Raw genomic sequence first — 23,702 nt, 5'->3', positions numbered from 1 at the left:
TTCACCGCTCTCCGGACGAGCGCGCCACTGAGGCGCGCCGTCTCATCGTGTTCCATCTCCGAGGCCCCCGCTCGGCACCGGGGCCTCCCGCCCGCTTTTTACCAAAGCGAGGTTGCCGCATCGCAAGCGCCGCCCGTGCAGCGGGCTCGTCGCGTGCGAAGGCGATCAGCAGCCCGATGGCGAACATGGTCGGCAGCAGGGCGGACCCTCCGTAGGAGAACAGCGGGAGGGGGACGCCGGCGATCGGCAGCAGGCCGAGCACCGCACCGATGTTGATCACCGCCTGGGCGGTGATCCAGGTGGTCACGCCTCCCGCGGCATACCTGACGAAGGGGTCCTCCGTGCGTCCTGCCACGCGGATACCCGCATAGCCTAGAGCCGCGAACAGGGCGAGCACCGACAGCGTCCCCGCCAGACCCAGTTCCTCACCGGTCACTGCGAAGATGAAGTCGGTGTGCGCTTCCGGGAGTTGGCCCCATTTTTCCACACTCGCGCCGAGCCCGGAACCGAAGATTCCGCCGGAGGCCAGGGCATAGATGCCGTGCACGGCCTGCCAGCAGTCGGCGACGCCGGACTTGGGCTCGGTGGCGCCGATGCAGGCGAGCCGGGCCATCCGGTTGGGGCTGGTCTTGATGAGGACCACACCGATCAGACCGGCGATCGAGAGCACACCGGCGAACAGCCGGGTCGGTGCCCCCGCGAGCCACAGCAGGCCGAACAGGATCGCCGTCAGGATGATCGCGGTGCCCATGTCGCCGCCGAGCATGATCAGCCCCAGCAGCAGGAAGGAGACCGGCACCAGCGGCACCAGCATGTGCTTCCACTGGGTCAGCAGCTTCTTCTCCTGCTTGCGGGCCAGCAGGTCCGCGCCCCACAGCACCAGGGCGAGCTTGCCGAACTCGCTGGGCTGGATCTGGAAGGAGCCGCCGAGGGAGATCCAGTTCTGGTTGCCGTTGATCGACACTCCTATCCCGGGCACCTGCACCAGGGCCATCAGGAAGACGGCGCCGGCGAGGATCGGGTAGGCCAGCGCCCGGTGCAGCTTCACCGGCATGCGGGAGGCGACCAACAGCAGTGCGCTGCCGATGAGTGCGGCGAGGGCCTGCTTGCGGAAGAAGTACGACCCCGGCAGCGACAGCTGCAACGCGGTGATCTGGGAGGCCGAGTAGACCATCACCAGGCCCAGCACGGTGATCAGCAGGCTGCCGCCGAGGATCAGGTAGTAGGCGGTCAGCGGGCGGTCCCAGGCCTTCTGCGCGCGCAGATAGAACCGCAGTACCGGGTTCTCGCGCGGCGGCCGGGAGACGGGACGCCGGGACGCCCGCTGCACGGGCGGGCGGCCGGTACGGCTACCGGGCATCAACGCCTCCACTGAACGTCGACCGTCCCACGCGTCCCACGCGTCCCTCCCAAGATCCGCCCGGCAGGCGGCCGGGGTCAGGCGCCGAGTTCGCGGACCGCCTCCGCGAACGCGTCACCGCGCTGGTTGTAGTTGGTGAACATGTCCATGGAGGCGCAGGCCGGAGCCAGCAGCACCGTGTCGCCGCGCTGCGCGAGCCGCTTCGCCTCCGTCACCGCCTGGAGCATCGCCCCAGTGTCGGTCCGTTCGAGGTCGACGACGGGTACTTCCGGTGCGTGTCGCGCGAGGGCGTCGCGGATCAGGGCACGATCGGCGCCGATCAGGACGGCACCACGAAGTCGCTTTGCCGACTTGGCGACCAGCTCGTCGAAGCTCGCCCCCTTCGCCAGACCACCCGCAATCCATACGATCGGTTCATATGCCGCCAATGAGGCTTCCGCGGCATGGGTGTTGGTCGCCTTGGAGTCGTCCACGTACGCCACCCCGTCGACATCGGCGACGTGCGCGATGCGGTGGGCATCGGGCCTGAAGTCCCTGAGGCCGTCGCGTACGGCCGTGGCGGGCACCCCGAAGGCGCGCGCGAGGGCCGCGGCGGCGAGGGCGTTGGCGATGTTGTGCGGGGCCGGCGGGTTGACGTCGGAGACCTCGGCCAGCTCCTGCGCGCTCTTGTGCCGGTTCTCCACGAAGGCACGGTCGACCAGGATGCCGTCCACGACACCGAGTTGGGAGGGGCCCGGGGTGCCGAGGGTGAAGCCGACGGCCCGGCAGCCCTCTTCGACGTCGGCCTCGCGCACCAGGTCCTCGGTGAGCTTGTCGGCCATGTTGTAGACGCAGGCGACCTGGTTGCCCTCGTAGATACGGCCCTTGTCGGCGGCGTACGCCTCCATGGAGCCGTGCCAGTCGAGGTGGTCGGGCGCCAGGTTCAGCACGGTCGCGGAGTGGGCGCGCAGGGAGGGCGCCCAGTGCAGCTGGTAGCTGGACAGCTCCACTGCGAGGACGTCGTACGTCTTCTCGCCCAGGACCGCGTCCAGCAGGGAGACGCCGATGTTGCCGACGGCGGCCGTCCGCAGGCCCGCTGCCTTCAGGATCGATGCCAGCATCTGGACGGTCGTGGTCTTGCCGTTGGTGCCGGTGACGGCCAGCCAGGGGGCCGCGTCGGGGCCCCGCAGGCGCCAGGCAAGCTCCACGTCGCCCCAGACGGGCACGCCCGCCTCGGCGGCCGCCAGGAACAGCGGCTTGTCCGGCTTCCAGCCGGGCGCGGTGACGATCAGCTCGGTGCCTTCCGGCAGGGTCGCCCCGTCGCCGAGGCGCACGGTGATGCCCGCCCGTCGCCCGCCACCAGCCCTATCCGAGGCGCTACGCGCCGCCCCCGCCCAAGCCTCCAGCTCCGCGGCCTGCTCCCGCGCGCGTGCGTCGTCGCCGTCGTTGACGACCGTGACGATCGCCCCGCGCGCGTGCAGCACTTTCGCCGCCGGTACGCCGGAGACGCCGAGCCCGGCGACGGTGACGTGCTTGCCCTGGAAGTCAGAAGGCTCAGAAGGCACCGAGGAGGTCACTTGTCAGCTGCCCATCCCGCATAGAAGAGGCCTAGTCCGACAATCACACAGATTCCCTGGATGATCCAGAAGCGGACCACCACCAGGACTTCGGACCAGCCCTTGAGTTCGAAGTGGTGCTGGAGTGGTGCCATCCGGAAGACGCGCTTGCCGGTGAGCCGGAAGGAGCCGACCTGGATGACGACCGACATGGTGATGAGGACGAACAGACCGCCCATGATGGCCACCAGCAGCTCCGTGCGGGAGAGGATGGCCAGGCCCGTGAGGACACCGCCGAGGGCGAGCGAACCGGTGTCGCCCATGAAGATCTTCGCCGGCGAGGTGTTCCACCACAGGAAGCCCAGGCAGGCGCCCATCAGGGCGGAGGCGATCACCGCGAGGTCGAGCGGGTCGCGCACCTCGTAGCAGGCGGCCGGGTTGGTCAGGGTGCCCGCGTTGGCGCACGACTCCTGGAACTGCCAGACGCCGATGAAGGTGTAGGCGCCGAAGACCAGGACGGAGGCCCCGGTGGCCAGGCCGTCGAGACCGTCGGTGAGGTTCACGCCGTTGGACATGGCGAGGATCATGAACAGCGCCCAGACGACGAACAGCACCGGGCCGATCGACCAGCCGAAGTCCGTGATGAAGGACAGCTTGGTGGAGGCCGGGGTGTTGCCCCGGGCATCGGCGAACTGCAGCGAGAGCACCGCGAAGCCGATACCGACGATCAGCTGGCCGGCCATCTTGGCCTTGGCCCGAAGGCCCAGCGAACGCCGCTTGACGATCTTGATGTAGTCGTCGAGGAAGCCGACCAGACCCATGCCGAACATCAGGCCGAGGACCAGCAGCCCGGAGTAGGTCGGGGCGTAGCCGGTGATGAGCTTGCTCAGGAAGTACGCGGCGATCGTCGCCAGGATGAAGGCGATACCGCCCATGGTGGGCGTACCGCGCTTGCTGGCGTGCTCGCGCGGGCCGTCGTCACGGATGTACTGGCCGTAGCCCTTGCGGGCCAGCAGCTTGATCAGCAGCGGGGTCCCGATCAGGGTCAGGAAGAGGCCGATGACTCCTGAGAACAGGATCTGCTTCATCATCGGGCGGCAACCTCACCCTCGGCACCGGTCTCGACGAGCGCCTGGGCGACGCTCTCGAGCCCCACCGAACGGGACGCCTTCACGAGCACGACGTCCCCTGGGCGCAACTCGCTGCGCAACAGGTCGACCGCCGCCTGTGCGTCGGACACGTGCACCGACTCCTCACCCCACGAACCCTCGTTATATGCGCCCAGTTGCAGCCAGGAGGCCTCAATCCCCCCGACCGCGACGAGCTTGCTGACGTTGAGCCGGACGGCGAGCCGTCCGACGGCGTCGTGCTCGGCGAGCGCCTCGTCCCCCAGCTCGGCCATCTTGCCGAGCACCGCCCACGTACGGCGCCCCTTGCCCATGGCCGCGAGTGCCCTGAGGGCGGCCCGCATGGACTCGGGGTTGGCGTTGTAGGCGTCGTTGACGATGGTCACGCCGTCCGGGCGCTCAGTGACCTCCATGCGCCAGCGGGAGAGGGAGCCCGCCTCGGAGAGCGCCAGGGCGATCTCTTCCGCGGACATGCCCAGCTCATGGGCGACGGCGGCCGCGGCGAGCGCGTTCGACACGTGGTGCTCACCGTACAGGCGCATGGTCACATCGCATGCACCGGAGGGTGTGTGAAGCCTGAAGGCGGGCTGTCCGCTGTCCGTGAGTCGCACGTTCTCGGCGCGTACGTCCGCTTCGGCCGACTCTCCGAAAAGGACCACCTTCGCCTTGGTACGGGAGGCCATGGCACGGACCAACGGGTCGTCGGCGTTGAGGACGGCGGCCCCGCCCTCCTCCGCCGGAGGAAGCGCCTCCACCAGCTCGCCCTTGGCCTGCGCGATCTGCTCTCGGCCGCCGAACTCACCGATGTGGGCGGTGCCGACGTTCAGCACCAGGCCGATCTTCGGCGGGGTGAGGTCGGTGAGGTAACGGATGTGGCCGATGCCGCGGGCACCCATCTCCAGCACGAGGAATCCGGTCTCCTCGGTGGCGGACAGGGCGGTCAGCGGCAGCCCGATCTCATTGTTGAGCGAACCGGGCGTGAACACGGTCGGCGCCTTGCGCCGGAGCACCTGGGCGACGAGGTCCTTGGTGCTGGTCTTGCCGGCGGAGCCGGTGAGCGCGACCAGGGTCGCGCCGAGCCGTCGTACGACATGGCGGGCGAGGGCGCCGAGGGCCCCCTGGACGTCCTCGACGACGATCGCGGGCACGCCGACCGGCCGGGAGGCCAGGACGGCGACCGCGCCGGCCGCCACGACCGCCTCGGCGTAGTCGTGGCCGTCGACGCGCTCGCCGACGAAGGCGGCGAAGAGGCTGCCCGGCACCACCTCTCGGGAGTCGCGGACCACCGGGCCCGTGACCTGGACGGACGGATCCGGTATGTCGTGTGTCTGCCCGCCGACGACTGCTGCGATCTCGGCGAGGGAGAGGGCGATCACAAGTTCATCCCTGGGTCTTCTGGATAGCTTCGCGAAGCACCTGGCGGTCGTCGAAGGGACGGACCACGCCGGCGATGTCCTGGCCCTGCTCGTGGCCCTTGCCCGCGACCAGCACGGTGTCGCCGGGCGCGGCACGGCCGACGGCGGCGGCGATCGCGGCGGCCCGGTCCTCGAAGAGCAGCACCTCGCCGCGCTCGTGCGCCGGCACGGAGGCCGCACCCTGGAGCATGGTCGCGAGGATCGCGAGGGGGTCCTCGGAGCGGGGGTTGTCGGAGGTCAGTACGGCCGTGTCGGAGAGCCGGGCCGCGGCGGCGCCCATCGGGGCGCGCTTGGTCTGGTCGCGGTCGCCGCCGCAGCCGAGGACGACGTGCAGGCGGCCCTTGGTGACCTTGCGCAGGGCCTTGAGCACCGACTCGACGGCGTCGGTCTTGTGGGCGTAGTCGACGACCGCGAGGTAGGGCTGCCCGGCGTCCACGCGCTCCAGGCGGCCGGGGACGCCCGGTACGGCGGCGATGCCGTCGGCGGCCGCCTGCGGGTCGAGACCGGCCGCGGCGAGGGCGACGACGGCGGCGAGGGCGTTCGCCACGTTGAAGGGGCCCGCCAGCGGCGACTTGGCCTGGATCCGCTCGCCCTTGGGGCCGATGGCGGTGAACGTCGAGTCCAGGGGGCCGACCTGGACGTCCTCGGCGCGCCAGTCGGCGTCGGGGTGGCCCTCGGCGGAGAAGGTGACGACCGGGACGGTCGCCTCCCGGGCGAGCCTGCGGCCGTACTCGTCGTCGGCGTTGATCACGCCGAGTCTGCTGCGTTTCGGGGTGAAGAGCTGCGCCTTGGCCCGGAAGTAGTCCTCCATGTCGGAGTGGAACTCCATGTGTTCCGGGCTGAGGTTGGTGAACACGGCGATGTCGAAGACGCAGGCGTCGACCCGGCCGAGGACCAGGGCGTGGCTGGAGACCTCCATGGCGACCGCCTCGACGCCGCGTTCGCGCATGACGGCGAACAGGGCCTGCAGGTCGGTGGCTTCGGGGGTGGTGCGCTCGGACTTGATGCGCTCCTCGCCGATGCGCATCTCCACGGTGCCGATGAGGCCCACCCGACGCGCGCCACCGCCCTCGGCCGACGACGCTTCGCGTCGGCTCCCCTCGCTCGTGCTGCGGGCGGCCTTCAGGCCGCCCTCGACCAGGTAGGCGGTGGTGGTCTTGCCCGAGGTGCCGGTGATGCCGATCTGGAGCAGGTCACGGCCGGGGTGGTCGTAGATCGTCGCCGCCAGTTCGCCCATCCGCGCGCGCGGGTCGTCGACGACCAGGACCGGCAGCCCGGTCGCGGCGGCTCGCTCGGCGCCCGTCGGGTCGGTCAGCACGGCGACCGCGCCGAGGCCGGCGGCCTGGGTGACGAAGTCGGCGCCGTGCAGACGGGCGCCCGGGAGGGCGGCGTACAGGTCACCGGGGCGGACGGCGCGCGAGTCGTGGGTGATCCCCGTGACCTCGGCGGCGGCGGTCGGAGCGGCGGCACCCAGCTGATCGGCCAGTTCCGCGAGGGGTGTGGCGGAGACCTGAACCGGTCGCGGCGGTCCCGGATATGTCACGGAAGCGCCCTTCTGGGTGGTTTGGGACTGATCAGCGTGTGGCACGGCGGTGAGCGTACCGGGCGCACCCGCTCCGGGGCTAAAAAGGGGCTCGCGCGCAGCGCGGTCCTGCGGGGGTGGTGGTGGGAGACGGGCGGGAGAGGGGCTTGGGGTGCCCTGGTTCCCGGGGTTCGGGGTGATCGTTGTCACGAGTTCGTTCCTGGGTCTTTCGGGGCTGCTGATCAGGGCTTGTAGTCGACGGGCAGGTTCGCGGGCCTCGCCCCGGTCGGCGGGACCTGGAGGGTCTTCAGGGCGAACTCCATCACCTGCTTGTAGATGGGGCCGCAGATCTGGCCGCCGAAGTAGCTGCCGGACGTGGCGTTCTGGATGGCGCAGTAGACGGTGATCCGCGGGTTGTCCGCGGGGGCGAACCCGGCGAACGACGAGGTGTAACCGTGATAGCGGCCGGTGGCCGGATCCACCCGGTTGGCGGTACCGGTCTTGCCGGCGACCCGGTAGCCGGGGATGCGTGCCTTGATGCCGGTGCCCTGCTCGTCGTCCACGACGGACTCCAGCATCTGGGCGACGGTCTTGGCGGTCTTCTCACTGACCACGCGGGTCTTCTTCGGCTGCGGGGCGGGAGTGAAGCGCCCGTCGGCGCCCTCGGTGCCGCGCACCAGGGTCGGTTCGACGCGGACACCGCCGTTGGCGATCGTCGAGTACACGGAGGCGGCCTGCATGGCGCTGAGGGAGAAACCCTGGCCGAAAGGAATCGTGTACTGCTGCGATGTCGACCACTTGGCGGCGGGCGCGAGGATGCCCCTGGTCTCGCCGGGGAAGCCGAGCCCCGTGGAGCTGCCGATGCCGAACTTGTGCAGGTACGAGTAGAGGACCTTGTTGGCCTGCGACTGGTTCCTGCCGAGCTGGCCGGTGGCGAGGATGGTGCCGATGTTGCTGGACTTGGCGAGCACGCCGTTGAGGGTGAGATACCAGGTGGAGTGGTCGACGTCGTCCTGGAAGAGCCGGTCGCCGCGGTGCAGCCGGTTCGGTACGACGACATGGGTGAGCGGGGTGGCCGCGTTCTCCTCCAGCACCGCCGCCATCGACATCACCTTGGCGGTGGAGCCCGGCTCGTAGGCGTCCTGGACGGCCGCGTTGCCCATGGCCTCCCCGTCGGCCTTGGACAGGTCGTTCGGGTCGAAGCCGGGCGAGTTGGCCATGGCCAGGATCTGGCCGGTGCGGGTGTCCTGGACGATGACGTAGCCGCGGTCCGCCCTGGACTTCTTCACCTGCTCGCTGATGGCGTTCTGGGCGGCCCACTGGATGTCGCGGTCGATGGTGAGTTCGACGTCGCTGCCGGGTACCGCGGGCGTCTCCGTCGACCCCGCCGTGGGCACCTCGCGGCCGCCGGACTGGGCGTAGCGGATCTTGCCGTCCTCTCCGGCCAGCTGCTTGTCCAGCTCCTGCTCGATACCGCCGCCGCCCTGGCCCCCGGCGTTGACCCAGCCCAGTATCCCGGCGGCGAGATCGCCGTTGGGGTACACGCGCTGGCTGCTGGGGTCGGCGAAGACGCCGGCGAGCACGTTGGCCGTGTTGTTGTCGGTGTCGGCCTTCTTGGAGAGGGCGCTCTTCAGGTCCTTGATCTGCTTCCAGACCTGCGGGGTCTGGCGGGTGGCGAGCCGGGTGTAGCGCGACTGCTTGTTCTCGGGCCTGAGCTTCTTGGCGATCGCGGCCTGGTCCTCGCCGAGGATCGGCGCGAGCAGGGCGGCGGCCTGCTCGGGCCCGTCTCCGATCTTCAGCTGCTTGTAGGTGAACATCGTCGGGTCGGCCGTGATGTCGTACGCGTCCTCGCTGATGGCGAGCGCCACGCCGTTGCGGTCGGTGATCCCGCCGCGCTCGGCGGCCAGGGTGTGCACGACGTACCGGTTCTGCTGCGCCTTTGCGGCGTACGCGCTGGCGTCGACGGCCTGGACCTGGAGCAGCCGGACGACGAAGGCGAGCAGCACCAGGGTGAGCGCGAGGCCGACCATGCGCAGCCGGGGCCGGGGGCTGCCGAGCCTGAGCGGCGGCGGGGGCATGGGCCGGGCCCCGCTCGGCCTGCGGACCGGACGGGCACCGGGCCCGGGCTGCCGCCGGACGGCGCCCCGCGGCCGGGGAGGCTTCGCGGGGGCGGGCACGCGGCGGCGCGGCGGTTCCCTGTCGGACACTTCCGTCACCTGCCGGGGGTCGGGGTGGGGTCGGGCGGGAGGGTGGAGAGCGGAGCCACCGCCGCGTCCGGGGTGGTCACCGGGACCGGAGCCGAGGGGGTGGCGGGGGGCTGGGTGGGTGCGGCGGAGGGCTGGGCCGACGCGACCGAGGGGGTCGCGGAAGGGCCGGCGGCCGGGGCGACGGTCTCCGGGGCGACCGGGGCGGTCAGGGAGGCAGGCTCGGGGCTCGCGACGTTCGGCACGCCCTTGATGCCGCCGTCGGAGCCGAGGAAGGCCGGGTCGCCGCCGGGGACCATGCCGAGTTCGCGGGCGCGGCGCTGCAGGGCGTCGGGGGACGAGTAGGCGTCGATGTCCCGCTGGAGGGCCTGTTCCTCGTCGGTGAGGCCCTTCGTCCGCTTCTGCAGGTCGTCGAGTTTGAACGAGCCCTCGCTGAGCGCGGAGTTCAGGACCAGCAGCCCGATGAGGCCGCCACCGAGCAGCAGGACGACGAGCAGGACGAACGGGGCGCGGGCCGCGCGGGCGCGGCCGGCCGGGAAGAGCCGGACGAGCCGGGCGGCCCTCCCCCTCAGTTCGGGTTTCCTACTCACTGGGCCTCCAGTGACTCCGGCACGCCGACGGGTGAGTCCGGAGACCCAACCGACCCGATTCGCTCACTCGGCGTCCTCCCTGATGCGCTCGGCACCCCGCAGCCGGGCCGGGGCGGCCCTGCGGTTCTCGGCGACCTCTTCCTCGGTGGGAAGTTCGGCACCGCGCGTGAGCAGCTTGAGCCGCGGCTGATAGCGCTCGGGCACGACCGGCAGCCCGGGGGGCGCGGTGGACGCGGCGCCGGCCGCGAACACCTGCTTCACCAGCCGGTCCTCGAGCGAGTGGTACGACAGCACGGCGATGCGTCCGCCGACACCGAGTGCCTTCACCGCGGCCGGAACGGCCCTCTCCAGGACGGACAGCTCGCCGTTGACCTCGATGCGCAGCGCCTGGAACGTGCGCTTGGCCGGGTTGCCTCCCGTGCGCTTGGCGGCTTGCGGCAACGCGTCCCGGATCAGCTCCACCAGCCGCGCGCTGTTGCTGAACGGCTCCTTCTCGCGCTCGCGGACGATCGCGGAGACGATCCGCTTGGCCTGCTTCTCCTCGCCGTACGCGCGCAGGATCCGCACCAGCTCGCCCGGCGGATAGGTGTTGAGGACGTCGGCGGCACTGATGCCGGTCGTCTGGTCCATGCGCATGTCGAGGGGGGCGTCCTGAGCGTAGGCGAAGCCGCGGTCGGCCTCGTCCAGCTGCATGGAGGAGACGCCGAGGTCGAACAGGACGCCTTGGACGCGCGGAAGGGTGAGCCGCTGCAACACGTCGGGCAGTTCGTCGTAGACGGCGTGCACCAGGGTGGCGCGCTCGCCGAAGGGCGCGAGCCGCTCGCCGGACAGGCGCAGCGCCTCCTTGTCCCGGTCGAGGGCGACGAGCCGCGCCTCGGGGAACCGCGTCAGCAGCGCCTCGCTGTGGCCGCCGAGGCCGAGGGTGCAGTCGACCACCACCGCTCCCGGCCGCTCCAGGGCGGGTGCCAGCAGATCCAGGCACCGCTGGAGCATCACCGGGACGTGTCGACTCTGGCTCAAGGGGGCCTCTCAGTTCCGGCGGGGCCGTACGCACCGCCGGGTCCCCGCCCGCTCTGTGAAGGGGAGGCCTGCCGGCGCCGAAAGCGTCAGCCGACCGGGAGCGGGAGGAGGCCGAGCCGTACGTACGCGCCGCGCACGTGGGGAGACGGTCCGGGGGTGTACCGGGGTCTCCGGGGGTTTCACCAGCAGGGAGAGCCGCGCCTCCCGACTTCGCGTCACTTTAGTCGACCGTGTCTCGCGGTCAATCAACCGGCCTGCGCGTCGCGTACCGCATCGCGGCGCGGGCCGCAATTCGAACGAATTCACCCGTCCGACCCCTGTTCGCCCTCCGTGTGGGTTAGCTCACAACAAGCCACGATGACGTTCTTTGTCCCCTCTCACAGCGGGCCGGGACCGGACGTGACCAGTAACGTCATGGCTATGACGACTTCCGCAGCAGTTCCCACTGGATCCGAAGGCGCCATAACCAGCGGCGGCACCGTGACGGATCGCCTGGTGGAGGCGAACGAGCACTACGCCTCGGCCTTCACCGATCCCGGCATGGACGCCCGCCCGGTCCTGCACGTGGCCGTGGTGGCCTGCATGGACGCCCGGCTCGACCTGCACGCCGCACTCGGCCTGCAGCTCGGTGACTGCCACACCATCCGCAACGCGGGCGGTGTGGTCACCGACGACGTGATCCGCTCCCTGACCATCAGCCAGCGCAAGCTCGGCACCCGCAGCATCGTCCTGATCCACCACACCGGCTGCGGCCTGGAGTCCCTCACCGAGGACTTCCGCACCGAGCTGGAGATGGAGGTCGGCCAGCGCCCGGCCTGGGCGGTGGAGTCCTTCCGGGACGTCGACCAGGACGTGCGCCAGTCCATGCAGCGGGTACGCACCTCGCCGTTCCTGCTGCACACGGACGATGTGCGCGGCTTCGTCTTCGACGTGCGCACGGGTCTGCTGCGCGAGGTCGACCCGGCCTGAACCGGTCCGGCCGGGTCGCCGGCCCGCCGCGAACTCCGCGCCCTGCGAAAACATTCGGCCGCACGGCATCGAAAACGATGGTCGAAAAGGACGTAAGACCGACATCGTGCGGGCAGTTGTCCACAGGCGAGTGACACGAATCGGTAACGGCAGCAAGAATGCGGGGGTGGGCGGCGCGCGGAACCATTTCCGTGCGGTGTCCGTGTTTTCGGGGTGGGCCGGTTCGCATCGCAGAGCGTCGGCCCGAGTAAGAACGGGCCGAGGAGGGCCGGGTGACGACCTATGACGATCGAGCGAGCCTCACTGATCTGACCGCCACTGTGGAGCGCGTCCGCAGTTCGGTGGAGGGTGTGATCGAGGGCAAGCCCGAGGTCGTACGGCTTTCGCTGACCGTACTGCTCGCCGAGGGACACCTCTTGATCGAGGACGTCCCCGGCGTGGGCAAGACGATGCTCGCCAAGGCGCTGGCGCGGTCCATCGACTGCACGGTGCGGCGCATCCAGTTCACGCCCGACCTGCTGCCCTCGGACATCACCGGTGTGTCCATCTGGGACCAGCAGCGCCGGGACTTCGAGTTCAAGCCGGGCGCCATCTTCGCGCAGATCGTGATCGGCGACGAGATCAACCGCGCCTCGCCCAAGACCCAGTCGGCGCTGCTGGAGTCCATGGAGGAGCGGCAGGTCACCATCGACGGGCAGAGCTATGAACTGCCCAGCCCCTTCATGGTCGTGGCCACGCAGAACCCGGTCGAGATGGAGGGTACCTACCCGCTGCCCGAGGCCCAACGCGACCGCTTCATGGCCCGGGTCTCCGTCGGCTACCCGAGCGTCGAGGCCGAGCTGCAGATGCTGGACGTGCACGGCGGGGTCTCCCCGCTGGAGGACCTGCAGCCGGTGGCGCACGCGCACGAGATCCTGAAGCTGATCGAGGCGGTGCGCGGGGTGCACGTCTCCGAGGCGGTGCGGCGGTACGCGGTCGAGCTGGTCTCGGCCACCCGCACGCACCCCGATCTCAGACTCGGCGCCTCCCCGCGCGCGACGCTGCACCTGCTGCGCGCGGCCAAGGCGTCCGCCGCCCTGAGCGGCCGGGAGTACGCGCTGCCCGACGACATCCAGGCGCTCGCCGGCGCCGTCCTCGCCCACCGGCTGCTGCCCACCGCCCAGGCCCAGCTCAACCGCCGTACCGCCGAACAGGTGGTCCTGGAGATCCTGCAGCACACCCCCGTGCCCGCGGCGCCCCAGCAGCAGACCGGCTTCGGCGGTCTGGGCCGGGGCGTGCCGGCCTATCCCCAGCAGCCCCCGCGGAGTCTGTGATGAGCACCGGGGGGACCGGGCAGCCGGAGGCCGACCGGGGGGAGCCGGGCGGCGTCCGTACGGCCCTGGCGGGGCTCACCACCCGCGGGCGTTCCTTCCTGGCCGCCGGGATCGCGGCCGCGGTCTGCGCCTATGTGCTGGGCCAGAGCGATCTGCTGCGGGTCGGCCTGCTGCTGGCCGTGCTGCCCCTGCTGTGCGCCGCCGTGCTCTACCGCACGCGCTACCGGGTGGCCGGCAACCGCAGGCTCTCCCCCGCACGGGTGCCCGCGGGCAGCGAGGCCCGGGTGCACCTGCGCATCGACAACGTCTCCCGGCTGCCCACGGGCCTGCTGATGCTCCAGGACCGGGTGCCCTACGTCCTCGGGCCGAGGCCTCGCTTCGTGCTGGACCGGGTGGAGCCGGGCGGCCGCCGCGAGGTGTCCTACCGGGTCCGCTCGGACCTGCGCGGCCGCTATCCGCTCGGCCCGCTGCAACTGCGGCTGACCGACCCGTTCGGGATGTGCGAACTGACCCGCTCCTTCTCGACGTTCGACACGCTGACGGTCATCCCGCGCGTGGAGCCGCTGGCGCCCGTCCGGCTCACCGGCGAGGCCAAGGGGTACGGCGACGGACGGCAGCGCTCACTGGCCCTGGCCGGCGAGGACGACGTGATCCCGCGCGGGTACCGCTACGGCGACGACCTGCGCCGGGTGCACTGGCGCTCCACCGCCCGCTACGGCGAGCTGATGGTGCGCCGAGAGGAGCAGCCGCGGCGCTCGCGCTGCACGGTCCTGCTGGACACCCGGGCCATCGGCTACGAGGGCGCGGGCCCCGACTCGGCCTTCGAGTGGGCCGTCTCGGGCACCGCATCGGTCCTGGTGCACATGCTCGAACGGGGCTTCACGGTGCGCCTGCTGACGGACAACGGCAGCTCGGTGCCCGGCGGGGGCGCCGACGGGTTCGCAGGCGTCGGGCAGGACGGCGCCGATGCGGCCGGGCTGATGATGGACACCCTCGCGGTGATCGACCACTCCGACGGCACCGGCCTGTCCCGGGCGTACGACCTGTTGCGCGGCGGGAACGAGGGGCTGCTGATCGCCTTCCTGGGCGATCTCGACGAGGAGCAGGCCGCGGTGGTCGCCAAGATGCGCCAGCGCAGCGGCGGCGCGGTCGCCTTCGTACTGGACCCGGACACCTGGGTGCGCGAGACGACCGATGTACCCGGCCCGGGCCACCGGCACGAGGAGCGGCTGCGCATGCTGCGCGAGGCGGGCTGGACCGTGCTCGGCGTGCCGCGCGGCGCCTCGCTGAACGATCTGTGGCGGCAGGCGGACCGGGAGCGCTCGGGCCTGACCGCGATGAGCGGGGAGGCACTGGGATGAGCGGGCGGGCACGACTGGCCCTGTGCGCCGCCGCGGCCACGCTGATGGCCGCGTGCGCACTGCTGCCCCTGGTCAACCAGCCCACGTGGCTGTTCCAGACGGTGCTGCTGGTCGCCGTGCAGACCGGCGTGGGTGCGGCGGCCCGGCGGGTGCCTCTGGCCAGGCCGCTGACCGTGGCGGCGCAGGCCCTGGTCACGCTGATGCTGCTGACCCTGGTCTTCGCACACGCGCAGGCGATCGTGGGGCTGATCCCCGGACCGGACGCCTTCCGGCACCTCGCCGACCTGCTGCAGCAGGGCTCGGACGACGTCAGCCGGTACGCGATACCGGCACCGCTCACCGACGGCATCAAACTGATGCTGATCGGCGGTGTCCTGGTGATCGGCCTGCTGGTGGACACCCTGGCGGTGACCTTCCGCAGTGCGGCCCCCGCCGGACTGCCGCTGCTCGCGCTGTACTCGGTGGCCGCGGGGCTGTCCGACGACGGCACCGACTGGGTGTGGTTCGTGGTCGCGGCGGTCGGCTATCTGATGCTGCTGCTCGCCGAGGGCCGGGACCGGCTGGCCCAGTGGGGCCGCGTCTTCGGCGGCGCGCAGCGCACACCGGGCGGACCGGACGGCGGGGCGGTGGCCCCGGTGCGCACGGGGCGCCGGATCGGCGTGGTGGCGCTCGGTGTCGCCGTGCTGGTGCCGGCGCTCCCCTTGTTCTCCATCCAGGGCGGCCTGCTGGACGCCGCCGGAACGGGCGTCGGCGCGGGCAACGGGAGGGGCGGCACGATCTCCGCGGTCAACCCCCTGGTGTCGCTGCGCGACAGCCTGAACGTGGAGAACGACCGGCAGGTGCTGTCCCTGAAGACCAGCGCGGGCGACCTCTCGGACATGTACCTGCGGATCGTCTCCCTCGACGACTTCGACGGCACGACCTGGAAGCCGTCCCAGCGGCACATCGGCGGCGTGCCGAACGTCTTCCCCACGCCCATCGGTCTGGGCACGGACATCAAGCGCACCACGGTGAGGACGACGATCACGGCGGCGGACTGGTACGCCCAGGACTGGCTGCCGATGCCGTACCCGCCGAGCGGGGTGCGGATCAGCGGCAACTGGCGGTACGAGCCGGTCGGCATGACGCTCGTCGGTGACCACGGGCAGACGACGCGCGGCGAGACCTACCAGGTGAACAGCCTGGACGTGCAGCCGACCGCCGATCAGCTGGCGGCCGCTGCACAGCCGCCGCCGGCCCTGAGGCGCGACTACACGAAGGTGCCGTCCAAGCTGCCGAAGGTGGTGGCCAGGACCGCCGAGGAGATCACCGCGGGCTCGGCGAACCACTACGAGGAAGCGGTCAAACTCCAGGACTACTTCGCGGTGTCCGGCGGCTTCCAGTACGACACCCAGGTGGAGGTCGGCCGCGGCCCGGACGCGATCGCGAACTTCCTGGAGAAGAAGCAGGGATTCTGCGTCCACTTCTCCTTCGCGATGGCGGCCATGGCCCGCACGCTCGGCATCCCGGCCCGGGTCGCGGTGGGCTTCGCGCCCGGCACCCCGCAGGCGGACGGGGCGGTCTCGGTGAGCCTGAAGGACGCGCACGCGTGGCCCGAGCTGTACTTCGAGGGCGTGGGCTGGACCCGCTTCGAGCCGACCCCCACCCGGGGCACCGTGCCGTCGTACACCCAGTCGGACAAGCCCGGCAGCTCCCTGCCGGACGAGGCCCTGCCGTCCCGTGGGTCGTCCACGGCGCCCTCGGCGGCGGCCTCGCCGAGCGAGAGCTGCACGGCCCAGATGCGCAAGCTCGAGGCGTGCGACAGCCCGTCCGCGGCGGTGGTGCAGCACAGCGGTGGCGGTGGTCTGTGGGGCCTGCTCTGGCTCGCGCTGATCGGGCTCGGGGTCCTTGCGGTGCTGGCGATCCCGCTGGTGCCGGTGCTGTGGCGGGCGCGCGTGCGCTCCGTACGGCTCGGCGCGCACGCCCGGACCGGGGAGGGCGCGGCAGCGCACACGCTGGCGGCCTGGCAGGAGCTGACCGACAGCGCCTGGGACGTCGGCATCCTGCCGGACGAGTCGCAGACCCCGCGCAAGGCGGCCGCCCGGATCGTCCGGCTGGGGCAGCTCGACCCGGCGGCCGGGGCCGCGGTGCACCGGGTGGCGGACGCGCTGGAGCAGGTGCTGTACGCGCCCCGGCCGCGCCCGGTGGCGGGCCTGGCCGAGGACGTACGCCAGGTGATCGCCGCCCTGAACGGCGCGGCGAGCGGGCGCACGCGGCTGCGAGCGCTGTTCGCGCCTCGGTCGGCCGCACGGGTGCTGTGGGCGGCGTCGGCCCGGTGGACGGCGCTCCGGGCCCGCGTGGTGTCGGCCCGGCCGACGCTGCCCAGGCCTTCGGGACAGCGGGGCTGAGGCCGAGGCGGGCGGGGCCTGGCGTCCCGCTCGTCCGGAGCACGCGTGAGGGGTGACCACCGGCTGGTGGTCACCCCTCACGGATGTCTGTGCTGTTGTCCGCCCCGATCCGGCGCGTCGCCGACTTGATACGGCGAGCGGTCAGTGGCCCTGTTCGTCCCTGCGGCGCTGCCAGCGCTGCTCGATCCGGTCCATCATCGAACGCTTCTGCCGTGCCTGCCGGCGAGGAGCGCCCGCGGGCTGTTCCCCCGGCTTGGGCGCCTTTCGCCAGCCGGTGACGGCGAGTACGGCACAGCCCAGCATGACGAGGAAGCCCACCACGCTGACCCAGATCTGCTGCGCGACCATTCCGGCCATGAGGAGCGCGATACCCACGAGGAAGCCCGCGACCGCCTGGTAGACCCGCCGCCGGGTGTACGTCCGCAGCCCACTTCCCTCAAGCGCCGACGCGAACTTGGGATCTTCGGCGTACAGCGCTCGCTCCATTTGCTCGAGCATGCGCTGCTCGTGCTCCGAGAGCGGCACGGAGTCCTCCTCATCGTGCAGTCGCCGGGGCGACCCGGGGGGTCCCTTCAGGATAGGCAGGGAATCGCCCCCGTGAAACCCGCCCCTCTACGCCAATAGGCCAACCGGAATCCGCCATGGCCGTCCCGGCTCGCTGAGGCTTCCATTCCCCGGCAGCCGATCCGTCATGCCGGACCGTGTACCTCGATCATACGGCGCAAACCGCTCGATCGGGGGGCTTGTGGCGTACTCCATCTGCTGCCCAGCCCCTGATCAGCGGCGGGTCACACCGGCCGCTCAGGCCTGAGCGGCACCCTGCGTCTCACCGAGCACATGAAGCTGCGTGGCCACCGAGTGGAACGCGGGCAACTCGGCCGCCGCCGCCTCCAGCTTCAGCAGGGCGTCGAGGGCGCCGGGTTCGGTGTCCACCAGGACGCCGGGCACCAGGTCGGCGAAGACCCGAACGCCGTGCACGGCGCCGATCTTCAGGCCCGCGCCCTCGACCAGCGCGGTGAGCTGCTCCGCGGTGAAGCGGCGCGGCATCGGGTCGCCGGCGCCCCAGCGGCCCTGAGGGTTCTCCAGGGCCTGCTTGGCCTCCTTGAAGTGCCCGGCGAGGGCCCGGGCGAGGACGGCACCGCCCAGACCGGCCGCGAGGAGGCTGAGGACGCCCTCGGAGCGCAGCGCGGCCACCGCGTTGCGGACGCCCTCGGCCGGGTCGTCGACGTACTCCAGGACGCCGTGGCACAGCACGGCGTCGTAGGCACCGCGCTCGACCACGTCGAACAGGCCGTGGGCGTCGCCCTGGACGCCCTTGACCCGGTCGGCGACACCGGCCTCGGCGGCGCGGCGCTCCAGCGCGAACAGCGCGTTCGGGCTGGGGTCGACGACGGTGACGCGGTGGCCGAGGCGGGCGACGGGCACCGCGAAGTTGCCGCTGCCGCCCCCGGTGTCGAGCACGTCCAGCGCGTCCCGTCCCGTGGCCTTGACCCGGCGGTCGAGGGCGTCCTGGAGGACCTCCCAGACCACGGCGGTACGGAGAGAGGCCCGGGGGCGCATCGGGTCCGACACGGCAGTTGACTCCTCGGCAGGCGGAAGGCTTCAGGCGACCTCCACCCTATTGCCTCCGCTGCCGTACCCGGTCATCGCGGCGGGGGACCGCCGGGTCCGTCTCGCACGGCGGACCATCGGTGGTCAGCCCGCGTCCGGCAGGTGGCCGCGGGTGCTCGGGCGGCCCTGCTCGTCGGTGTCCTGGCGGGGCTGGGGCAGGACGGGCTGGAGCACCAGCATCCGCTCGACTATGCGGAGGAACATCGCCACGTCGCGTATCAGGTCGTCCGCGTCCCGCTGCCCGGCCGCTCCCTGGATGCCTGCCTCCGCGCGGGCCCGGCGGGCCGCGCCGGAGGCGAAGAGCGCGCTCCACTCGGTCAGTTCAGGGGTGATCTCGGGGAGCACCTCCCAGGCGCTGCGGATGCGGGCCCGGCGGCGCGGAGAGGTCTCGGGGCGGCCCCGGGCGGCGAGCACGGCGGCGGCGGTGCGCAGGGCGGCGAGGTGGGCCGTCGCATAGCGCTCGTTGGGTGTTTCCAGGCGGGTGGCCTCGTCAAGTCCGGCGCGGGCCTGGGCGAGCAGGTCGAGGGCGGCGGGCGGAGCCGTGGCCCGGCGGAGCACGGGGTGCACATCGCTCGCCGGGCCGGTCAGTGAGGGGGCAGGGCCGGTGGCGCGGCGCCGGTGGGCGGCGGCTGCGGAGGAGTTGGCCATGACGAACCTCCTGTCGTCTGGGTGACGGCACAGGTGCCGTATGTGCCCATCGTGAGGTATGGCACTGACAATCCGTTCTGACCTGGGCTTTTGCCTCGATCGTAGGTTCGGGCGTATTTTTGCACTGACCAGTCAGTTCAAATAATTGCAAGCAGGCAGGGGGGCTTGTGGACGGCGTGGACGTCACAGCCGAGGGCCTCGGGCTCAAAGGGCCACGGGGGTGGGCCTTTCGCGGCATCGCCCTCGACGCGGAGCCCGGCTCACTGATCGCGATCGAGGGACCGTCCGGCTCCGGCCGTACGTGCCTCCTGCTCGCGCTCACCGGACGGATGAAGCCCAGCGCGGGAGCGGCCGCGGTGGGCGGGTTGAAACTGCCCCGGCACATGGCGGCCGTGCGCCGCGTCAGCGCCGTGGCCAACGTCGCCGGTGTCACCGATCTGGAACCGGCCCTGACCGTCGGGGAGCACCTGCGGGAGCGGGCCCTGCTGCAGCGCCGGTTCGGCGACTCGCTGCGCGAGGTGCTGCGGCCCCGCGCGGACCGCTCCCACGAGGCACGGCTGCGGGTCGACGCGGCCCTGGCCGCCGCCGGACTCGACCTGGAGACGCTCCCCAAGGGCTCCCGGACGGCCGTACGCGACCTGGAGCGGCTTGAGGAGCTGCGCCTGTCCATCGCGCTGGCCCTTCTCGGCCGGCCCCGGCTGCTCGGTGTCGACGACATCGAGATGAAGCTCTCGGACGCCGAGCGCGCCGAGGTCTGGGACCTGCTGCGGTCCCTCACGCGCGCGGGGCTGACGGTCCTGGCCGTGTGCCGCACCGCCCCCCACGACTGCGTTTCCGTTCCCACCCGCCCGAGTGACGAGAAGAGCGACCCGAAGGAGGAGGCCGATGCGCTCGCCGAGGCTGGCCGCGCTTGAGCTGAGGCGCTTCGGGCGGGGGAAGCTGCCGCGCGCCGCCCTGGTCGCGCTGCTCGTGCTGCCCCTGCTCTACGGCGCCCTGTACCTGTGGTCGTTCTGGGACCCGTACGGCCGTCTGGACCGGATCCCGGTGGCCCTGGTGAACGACGACAAGGGCGCCACGGCCGGCGGGAAGAAGGTCGCGGCCGGCGACGACATCGTGGACGGGCTGCGCGACAGCCGGACCTTCGAATGGCACCAGGTGAGCGACGCCGAGGCACGCCAGGGCGTCGAGGACGGCACCTACTACCTGTCCCTGACGATGCCGTCCGACTTCAGCGAGCGGATCGCCTCCAGCTCCGGCGGCTCCCCGGAGACGGGCGCGCTCCGGGTGCGCACGAACGACGCGAACAACTACATCGTCGGCCAGATCTCCCGGACGGTCTTCAACGAGGTCCGCACGGCCGCGTCCACCAAGGCGTCCCGGACCTTCCTGGACCGGATCTTCATCTCCTTCTCCGGCATTCACGACAAGACCGTGACGGCGGCCCAGGGCGCCGACCGGCTCAAGGGCGGCCTCGGGAAGGCGGAGAAGGGCTCCAAGGACCTCGCGGACGGCCTGAAGGACGCCAAGAGCGGCAGCGGCAAGCTCTCCAAGGGCCTGACGAAGCTCACCAAGGGCGCGAGCGACCTGGAGGACGGCTCACAGCGGGTCTCGGACGGCACCCGGACCCTCGCCGACAACGTCAACGGCGTGTACAAGCAGGCCGGCCCGTTCCTGAAGGACAACGAGAAGACCATCGGGGACACCGCCCAGCTGGTCGCCGACTCGGCCGCGGCGGTCCGCCACAACCTCGACGTGCTGGTGAAGCTCGCGCCGGGCGCCGCCAGGACGGCCCATGCCTCCTCGGCCGTCCTGGACGAGGTCTACAAGGCCCGTTGCGAGACCGCGGTGATCCCCGACCCCGTCTGCCCCGATCTGAAGAAGGCCAGGCAGGCGGCCGCCGACGTGGCCACCGTCGCCGACGACCTCAACACCCTGATCGCCGACCAGGACGGCGACCTGAAGACGCTGAAGGACAACCTCGGCACGCTCCAGAAGCAGGCCCAGGCCCTGGCCGAGCGCGCGCCGCACCTCTACGAGGACGTGCACGACGCCGTCACGAAGATCAACAAGCTGAACGACGGCGCGGCCCGGGTCGCCGCGGGCGCGAAGAAGCTGCACTCCGGGCTGGGCACCGCCGGGATCGGGGCGACCCGGCTCGACAAGGGCATCGGCACGGCCGAGTCGGGCGCCGAGACGCTGAACGGCGGCATGTACAAGCTGGTCGACGGCTCCGGAAAGCTCGCCGGCGGTCTGCACGACGGCGCGAAGAAGATCCCGGACTACGACAAGCAGGACCGCGACCAGCGCACCGACGTGATGGCCGACCCGGTCCAGCTCGCCTCCCACGACCTGCACAAGGCGCCCAACTACGGCACCGGCTTCGCCCCGTACTTCATCCCGCTGTCCCTGTGGGTGGGCGCGATGGTGGCGTACATGCTGATCGCGCCGCTCAACCGGCGTGCCCTGGCGGCCGGTTCGCCGGCCTGGCGGATCGCCCTGGCCGGCTGGCTGCCGGTGGCCGCGGTGGGCGTGCTGCAGACGGTCGCCCTGATGTCCGTGCTGCACTGGGCGATCGGCCTGCAGATGGCGCGGGCAGCCGGCACGGTCGGCTTCCTGTTCCTGGTGGCGGCGTGCTTCGCGGCGCTCGTGCAGTGGCTGAACGCCCGCTTCGGCGCGGCCGGCCGGATCCTGGTCCTGGCCCTGCTGATGCTGCAGTTGACCTCGGCCGGGGGCACCTACCCCGTGCAGACCAGCCCGGGCTTCTTCAACGCCCTCCACCCGTTCCTGCCGATGAGCTACATCGTGGCGGCCCTGCGCCGGCTGATCACGGGCGGCGGGCTCGGCCCGGTGTGGCAGGCGTGCGCCGTCCTGGTCGCGTTCACCGCGGGCGCGCTCGCCCTGACCGCACTCGCGGCCCGGCGCCGCCAGGTGTGGACGCTGGACCGGCTGCACCCCGAGCTGAGCCTGTGATCCCCAAGAAGTCCCTGCACGCGCGCGTACCTGTGACAATCGGGGCCATGGAAAGCAGCAGCGCCACGTCCGGCGGCAGCACGCGCCGCGAGGCCACCCGGCAGAAGCTCTACGAAGCGGCCGTCACACTCATCGCCGAGCAGGGCTTCTCCGCCACCACGGTGGACGAGATCGCCGAGCGGGCCGGAGTGGCGAAGGGCACGGTCTACTACAACTTCGCGAGCAAGTCGGTCCTCTTCGAGGAGCTGCTGCGGCACGGCGTGAGCCTCCTCACCGCCTCCCTCCAGGAAGCGGCCGAGCGGACCGCGGCCGAGGGCGGCAGCAAGGTGGACGCGCTGGACGCGATGGTCCGCGCGGGGCTGGTCTTCATCGACCGCTACCCGGCCTTCACCCAGCTGTACGTGGCCGAGCTGTGGCGCACCAACCGCGCCTGGCAGTCCACCTTGATGGTGGTGCGGCAAGAGGCCGTCGCCGTCGTCGAGGGCGTGCTGCGCGAGGGCGTCGCGGCGGGTGAGTTCAGCGACGAGATCGACATCCAGCTGACGGCGGCCGCGCTGGTCGGCATGGTCCTGGTGGCCGCCCTGGACTGGAAGTCCTTCCAGCCGGAGCGCTCCCTGGACGACGTCCACGCGGCCCTGTCCCGCCTGCTGCAAGGACGCGTGAGCGGCAAGGGCTGAGCACAGGAGCACACGGAAGGCGCCGGTCCGCTTGCCGGACCGGCGCCTTCCCCATTCCCCGTGCTTCCCGTACTCCCCCGCACTTCCCCGTACGGTTTCCCCCGATGGTCCCCCGTGGTGGTCTGCCCCGGGTCCCCCGTCTCGCTTCCGCCGACGGATCGGCGGAAGGAACGGCCAGGGCGCGGGCGCCGTTCCGCCGCCCCGTGCCGGCGGTGCCGGTCCGCGCCCCCTGCCGTGTCTCCACTCTCCCGTCGACACAGGTCGCAGCCCATCCGCGCGCGTACTCATCTCACCGTCTGAGTACGGATACTCAGCCGTGCGTGCGCCAGCCCACGACGTCGGCCCGCCGGCTGGCTACGATCGCGTCCGTGTCCGTACTTCCCCTGGTCTTCACCAGCGGCTGGGCGAGCGGCATCAACGCCTATGCGGTGGTGCTGCTGCTCGGCATCTTCGGCGTGACAGGGGTGAGCGACGACGTCCCGCAGACGTTGCAGCGCCCCGAGGTCCTGATCGTGGCAGGCGTGCTGTTCCTGTGCGAGGCGGTCGCCGACAAGATCCCGTACGTCGACTCGGTGTGGGACTCCGTGCACACGGTGATCCGGCCGCTCGCGGGCGCCTGGGTCGGGGCGCTGCTGGCCGGGCAGAGCGGCTCGCTGTCGGACGTGGCGGCCGGGCTGGTCGGCGGTTCGACCGCGCTGGCCAGCCACGCCGTCAAAGCCGGAACGCGGATGGCGGTCAACACCTCGCCGGAACCGTTCAGCAACTTCGTCCTGAGCCTCGCCGAGGACCTCGGCGTGGCCGGCATCGTCTCGTTCGCTATGTTCCATCCGGAGGCGGCGGCGATCATCGCGGCGGTGCTGCTCGTCTCCGGGCTCGTGGTGCTGCTGTTCCTCGTCTCCCGCATCCGGCGCTTTCTGCGGCGCCGGGCCCAGCGGCGGGAGGAACGGCGGCTGGCCTCGCGGATGTCCGAACCACCCGGCTGACGATCACCGC

19 protein-coding genes are annotated in these 23,702 nt (G+C 71.6%); 8 read left to right on the top strand and 11 right to left on the bottom strand.

What is annotated here, in order from left to right:
* Position 1: 1 nt before the first annotated feature.
* The 8 genes from ftsW to rsmH form a co-directional block, all read right to left on the bottom strand.
* On the bottom strand, positions 2–1,360 hold the full coding sequence (gene ftsW, locus ACIRU3_RS13395; RefSeq protein ID WP_404055579.1) for a putative lipid II flippase FtsW: 1,359 nt from the start codon (positions 1,358–1,360) through the stop codon (positions 2–4).
* Between the two features lie 77 nt (positions 1,361–1,437).
* Positions 1,438–2,916 carry a UDP-N-acetylmuramoyl-L-alanine--D-glutamate ligase gene (gene murD / locus ACIRU3_RS13390; RefSeq protein WP_404055577.1) on the bottom strand — a complete coding sequence of 493 codons (1,479 nt, stop codon included), beginning with the start codon at positions 2,914–2,916 and terminating at the stop codon, positions 1,438–1,440.
* A complete protein-coding gene (gene mraY, locus ACIRU3_RS13385) occupies positions 2,913–3,983 on the bottom strand; it encodes a phospho-N-acetylmuramoyl-pentapeptide-transferase (protein ID WP_404056223.1) in 1,071 nt (356 codons plus the stop codon). Before mraY ends, murD begins: the two co-directional genes overlap by 4 nt.
* Positions 3,983–5,398 carry a UDP-N-acetylmuramoyl-tripeptide--D-alanyl-D-alanine ligase gene (murF, locus tag ACIRU3_RS13380; RefSeq protein ID WP_404055575.1) on the bottom strand — a complete coding sequence of 472 codons (1,416 nt, stop codon included), beginning with the start codon at positions 5,396–5,398 and terminating at the stop codon, positions 3,983–3,985. The genes mraY and murF overlap by 1 nt, the downstream gene beginning before the upstream one ends.
* A gap of 4 nt (positions 5,399–5,402) precedes the next feature.
* On the bottom strand, positions 5,403–6,980 hold the full coding sequence (locus ACIRU3_RS13375) for a UDP-N-acetylmuramoyl-L-alanyl-D-glutamate--2,6-diaminopimelate ligase (protein WP_404055573.1): 1,578 nt from the start codon (positions 6,978–6,980) through the stop codon (positions 5,403–5,405).
* A 221-nt stretch (positions 6,981–7,201) separates the two neighbouring features.
* Positions 7,202–9,166 carry a peptidoglycan D,D-transpeptidase FtsI family protein gene (locus ACIRU3_RS13370; protein ID WP_404055571.1) on the bottom strand — a complete coding sequence of 655 codons (1,965 nt, stop codon included), beginning with the start codon at positions 9,164–9,166 and terminating at the stop codon, positions 7,202–7,204.
* Positions 9,167–9,171: 5 nt separating this feature from the next.
* Positions 9,172–9,753 carry a septum formation initiator family protein gene (locus tag ACIRU3_RS13365; RefSeq protein ID WP_404055569.1) on the bottom strand — a complete coding sequence of 194 codons (582 nt, stop codon included), beginning with the start codon at positions 9,751–9,753 and terminating at the stop codon, positions 9,172–9,174.
* A gap of 63 nt (positions 9,754–9,816) precedes the next feature.
* Positions 9,817–10,773 (bottom strand): 16S rRNA (cytosine(1402)-N(4))-methyltransferase RsmH, encoded by a 957-nt coding sequence (rsmH, locus tag ACIRU3_RS13360; RefSeq protein ID WP_404055567.1) that lies wholly within the window; start codon positions 10,771–10,773, stop codon positions 9,817–9,819.
* Between the two features lie 357 nt (positions 10,774–11,130).
* Between rsmH and ACIRU3_RS13355 the strand changes: the two genes are divergently transcribed.
* The 4 genes from ACIRU3_RS13355 to ACIRU3_RS13340 all read left to right on the top strand — a co-directional run bounded on the left by ACIRU3_RS13355 (position 11,131) and on the right by ACIRU3_RS13340 (position 16,803).
* On the top strand, positions 11,131–11,742 hold the full coding sequence (locus tag ACIRU3_RS13355) for a beta-class carbonic anhydrase (RefSeq protein WP_404055565.1): 612 nt from the start codon (positions 11,131–11,133) through the stop codon (positions 11,740–11,742).
* Between the two features lie 272 nt (positions 11,743–12,014).
* Positions 12,015–13,055 (top strand): AAA family ATPase, encoded by a 1,041-nt coding sequence (locus tag ACIRU3_RS13350; RefSeq protein WP_404055563.1) that lies wholly within the window; start codon positions 12,015–12,017, stop codon positions 13,053–13,055.
* On the top strand, positions 13,055–14,416 hold the full coding sequence (locus ACIRU3_RS13345) for a DUF58 domain-containing protein (RefSeq protein ID WP_404055561.1): 1,362 nt from the start codon (positions 13,055–13,057) through the stop codon (positions 14,414–14,416). Before ACIRU3_RS13350 ends, ACIRU3_RS13345 begins: the two co-directional genes overlap by 1 nt.
* Positions 14,413–16,803 carry a DUF3488 and DUF4129 domain-containing transglutaminase family protein gene (locus ACIRU3_RS13340; protein ID WP_404055559.1) on the top strand — a complete coding sequence of 797 codons (2,391 nt, stop codon included), beginning with the start codon at positions 14,413–14,415 and terminating at the stop codon, positions 16,801–16,803. Before ACIRU3_RS13345 ends, ACIRU3_RS13340 begins: the two co-directional genes overlap by 4 nt.
* A gap of 141 nt (positions 16,804–16,944) precedes the next feature.
* Here the strand turns inward: ACIRU3_RS13340 and ACIRU3_RS13335 are convergent, their stop codons facing one another.
* From ACIRU3_RS13335 to ACIRU3_RS13325, 3 genes are all read right to left on the bottom strand, one after another.
* Positions 16,945–17,328, bottom strand: a complete 384-nt coding sequence (locus ACIRU3_RS13335; protein ID WP_404055557.1) for a DUF3040 domain-containing protein — start codon at positions 17,326–17,328, stop codon at positions 16,945–16,947.
* A 276-nt stretch (positions 17,329–17,604) separates the two neighbouring features.
* Positions 17,605–18,375, bottom strand: coding sequence for a methyltransferase (locus ACIRU3_RS13330; RefSeq protein WP_404055555.1), 771 nt, complete (start codon positions 18,373–18,375; stop codon positions 17,605–17,607).
* A 123-nt stretch (positions 18,376–18,498) separates the two neighbouring features.
* Positions 18,499–19,062: an SAV_6107 family HEPN domain-containing protein gene (locus ACIRU3_RS13325; protein WP_404055553.1), complete on the bottom strand. Its 564-nt coding sequence runs from the start codon at positions 19,060–19,062 to the stop codon at positions 18,499–18,501.
* Between the two features lie 167 nt (positions 19,063–19,229).
* Between ACIRU3_RS13325 and ACIRU3_RS13320 the strand changes: the two genes are divergently transcribed.
* From ACIRU3_RS13320 to ACIRU3_RS13305, 4 genes are all read left to right on the top strand, one after another.
* Entirely contained in the window at positions 19,230–19,976 is a 747-nt protein-coding gene (locus ACIRU3_RS13320; RefSeq protein ID WP_404055551.1) for an ATP-binding cassette domain-containing protein, read from the top strand.
* On the top strand, positions 19,948–22,032 hold the full coding sequence (locus ACIRU3_RS13315; RefSeq protein ID WP_404055549.1) for a YhgE/Pip family protein: 2,085 nt from the start codon (positions 19,948–19,950) through the stop codon (positions 22,030–22,032). Before ACIRU3_RS13320 ends, ACIRU3_RS13315 begins: the two co-directional genes overlap by 29 nt.
* Before the next feature lie 47 nt (positions 22,033–22,079).
* Complete coding sequence (locus tag ACIRU3_RS13310; protein ID WP_404055547.1) at positions 22,080–22,709, top strand: TetR/AcrR family transcriptional regulator; 630 nt, start codon at positions 22,080–22,082, stop codon at positions 22,707–22,709.
* A gap of 368 nt (positions 22,710–23,077) precedes the next feature.
* Entirely contained in the window at positions 23,078–23,692 is a 615-nt protein-coding gene (locus tag ACIRU3_RS13305) for a DUF4126 domain-containing protein (protein WP_404055545.1), read from the top strand.
* The last annotated feature ends 10 nt before the right edge of the window (positions 23,693–23,702 follow it).

Origin of the sequence: Streptomyces sp. NPDC101151 (assembly GCF_044768335.1) — a bacterium.
Taxonomy (GTDB): Bacteria; Actinomycetota; Actinomycetes; order Streptomycetales; family Streptomycetaceae; genus Streptomyces.
Note: the sequence above shows the minus strand (reverse complement) of the source record. Positions and strands in the feature narration are given on the sequence as shown.

What these genes read in the sequence shown, in the direction of transcription:
- ftsW (WP_404055579.1), bottom strand. Translation starts at nt 1,360, where the DNA reads ATGCCCGGTAGCCGTACCGGCCGCCCGCCCGTGCAGCGGGCGTCCCGG.
- mraY (WP_404056223.1), bottom strand. Translation starts at nt 3,983, where the DNA reads ATGAAGCAGATCCTGTTCTCAGGAGTCATCGGCCTCTTCCTGACCCTG.
- ACIRU3_RS13355 (WP_404055565.1), top strand. Translation starts at nt 11,131, where the DNA reads ATGACGTTCTTTGTCCCCTCTCACAGCGGGCCGGGACCGGACGTGACC.
- ACIRU3_RS13345 (WP_404055561.1), top strand. Translation starts at nt 13,055, where the DNA reads ATGAGCACCGGGGGGACCGGGCAGCCGGAGGCCGACCGGGGGGAGCCG.
- ACIRU3_RS13340 (WP_404055559.1), top strand. Translation starts at nt 14,413, where the DNA reads ATGAGCGGGCGGGCACGACTGGCCCTGTGCGCCGCCGCGGCCACGCTG.
- ACIRU3_RS13325 (WP_404055553.1), bottom strand. Translation starts at nt 19,062, where the DNA reads ATGGCCAACTCCTCCGCAGCCGCCGCCCACCGGCGCCGCGCCACCGGC.
- ACIRU3_RS13315 (WP_404055549.1), top strand. Translation starts at nt 19,948, where the DNA reads ATGCGCTCGCCGAGGCTGGCCGCGCTTGAGCTGAGGCGCTTCGGGCGG.
- ACIRU3_RS13310 (WP_404055547.1), top strand. Translation starts at nt 22,080, where the DNA reads ATGGAAAGCAGCAGCGCCACGTCCGGCGGCAGCACGCGCCGCGAGGCC.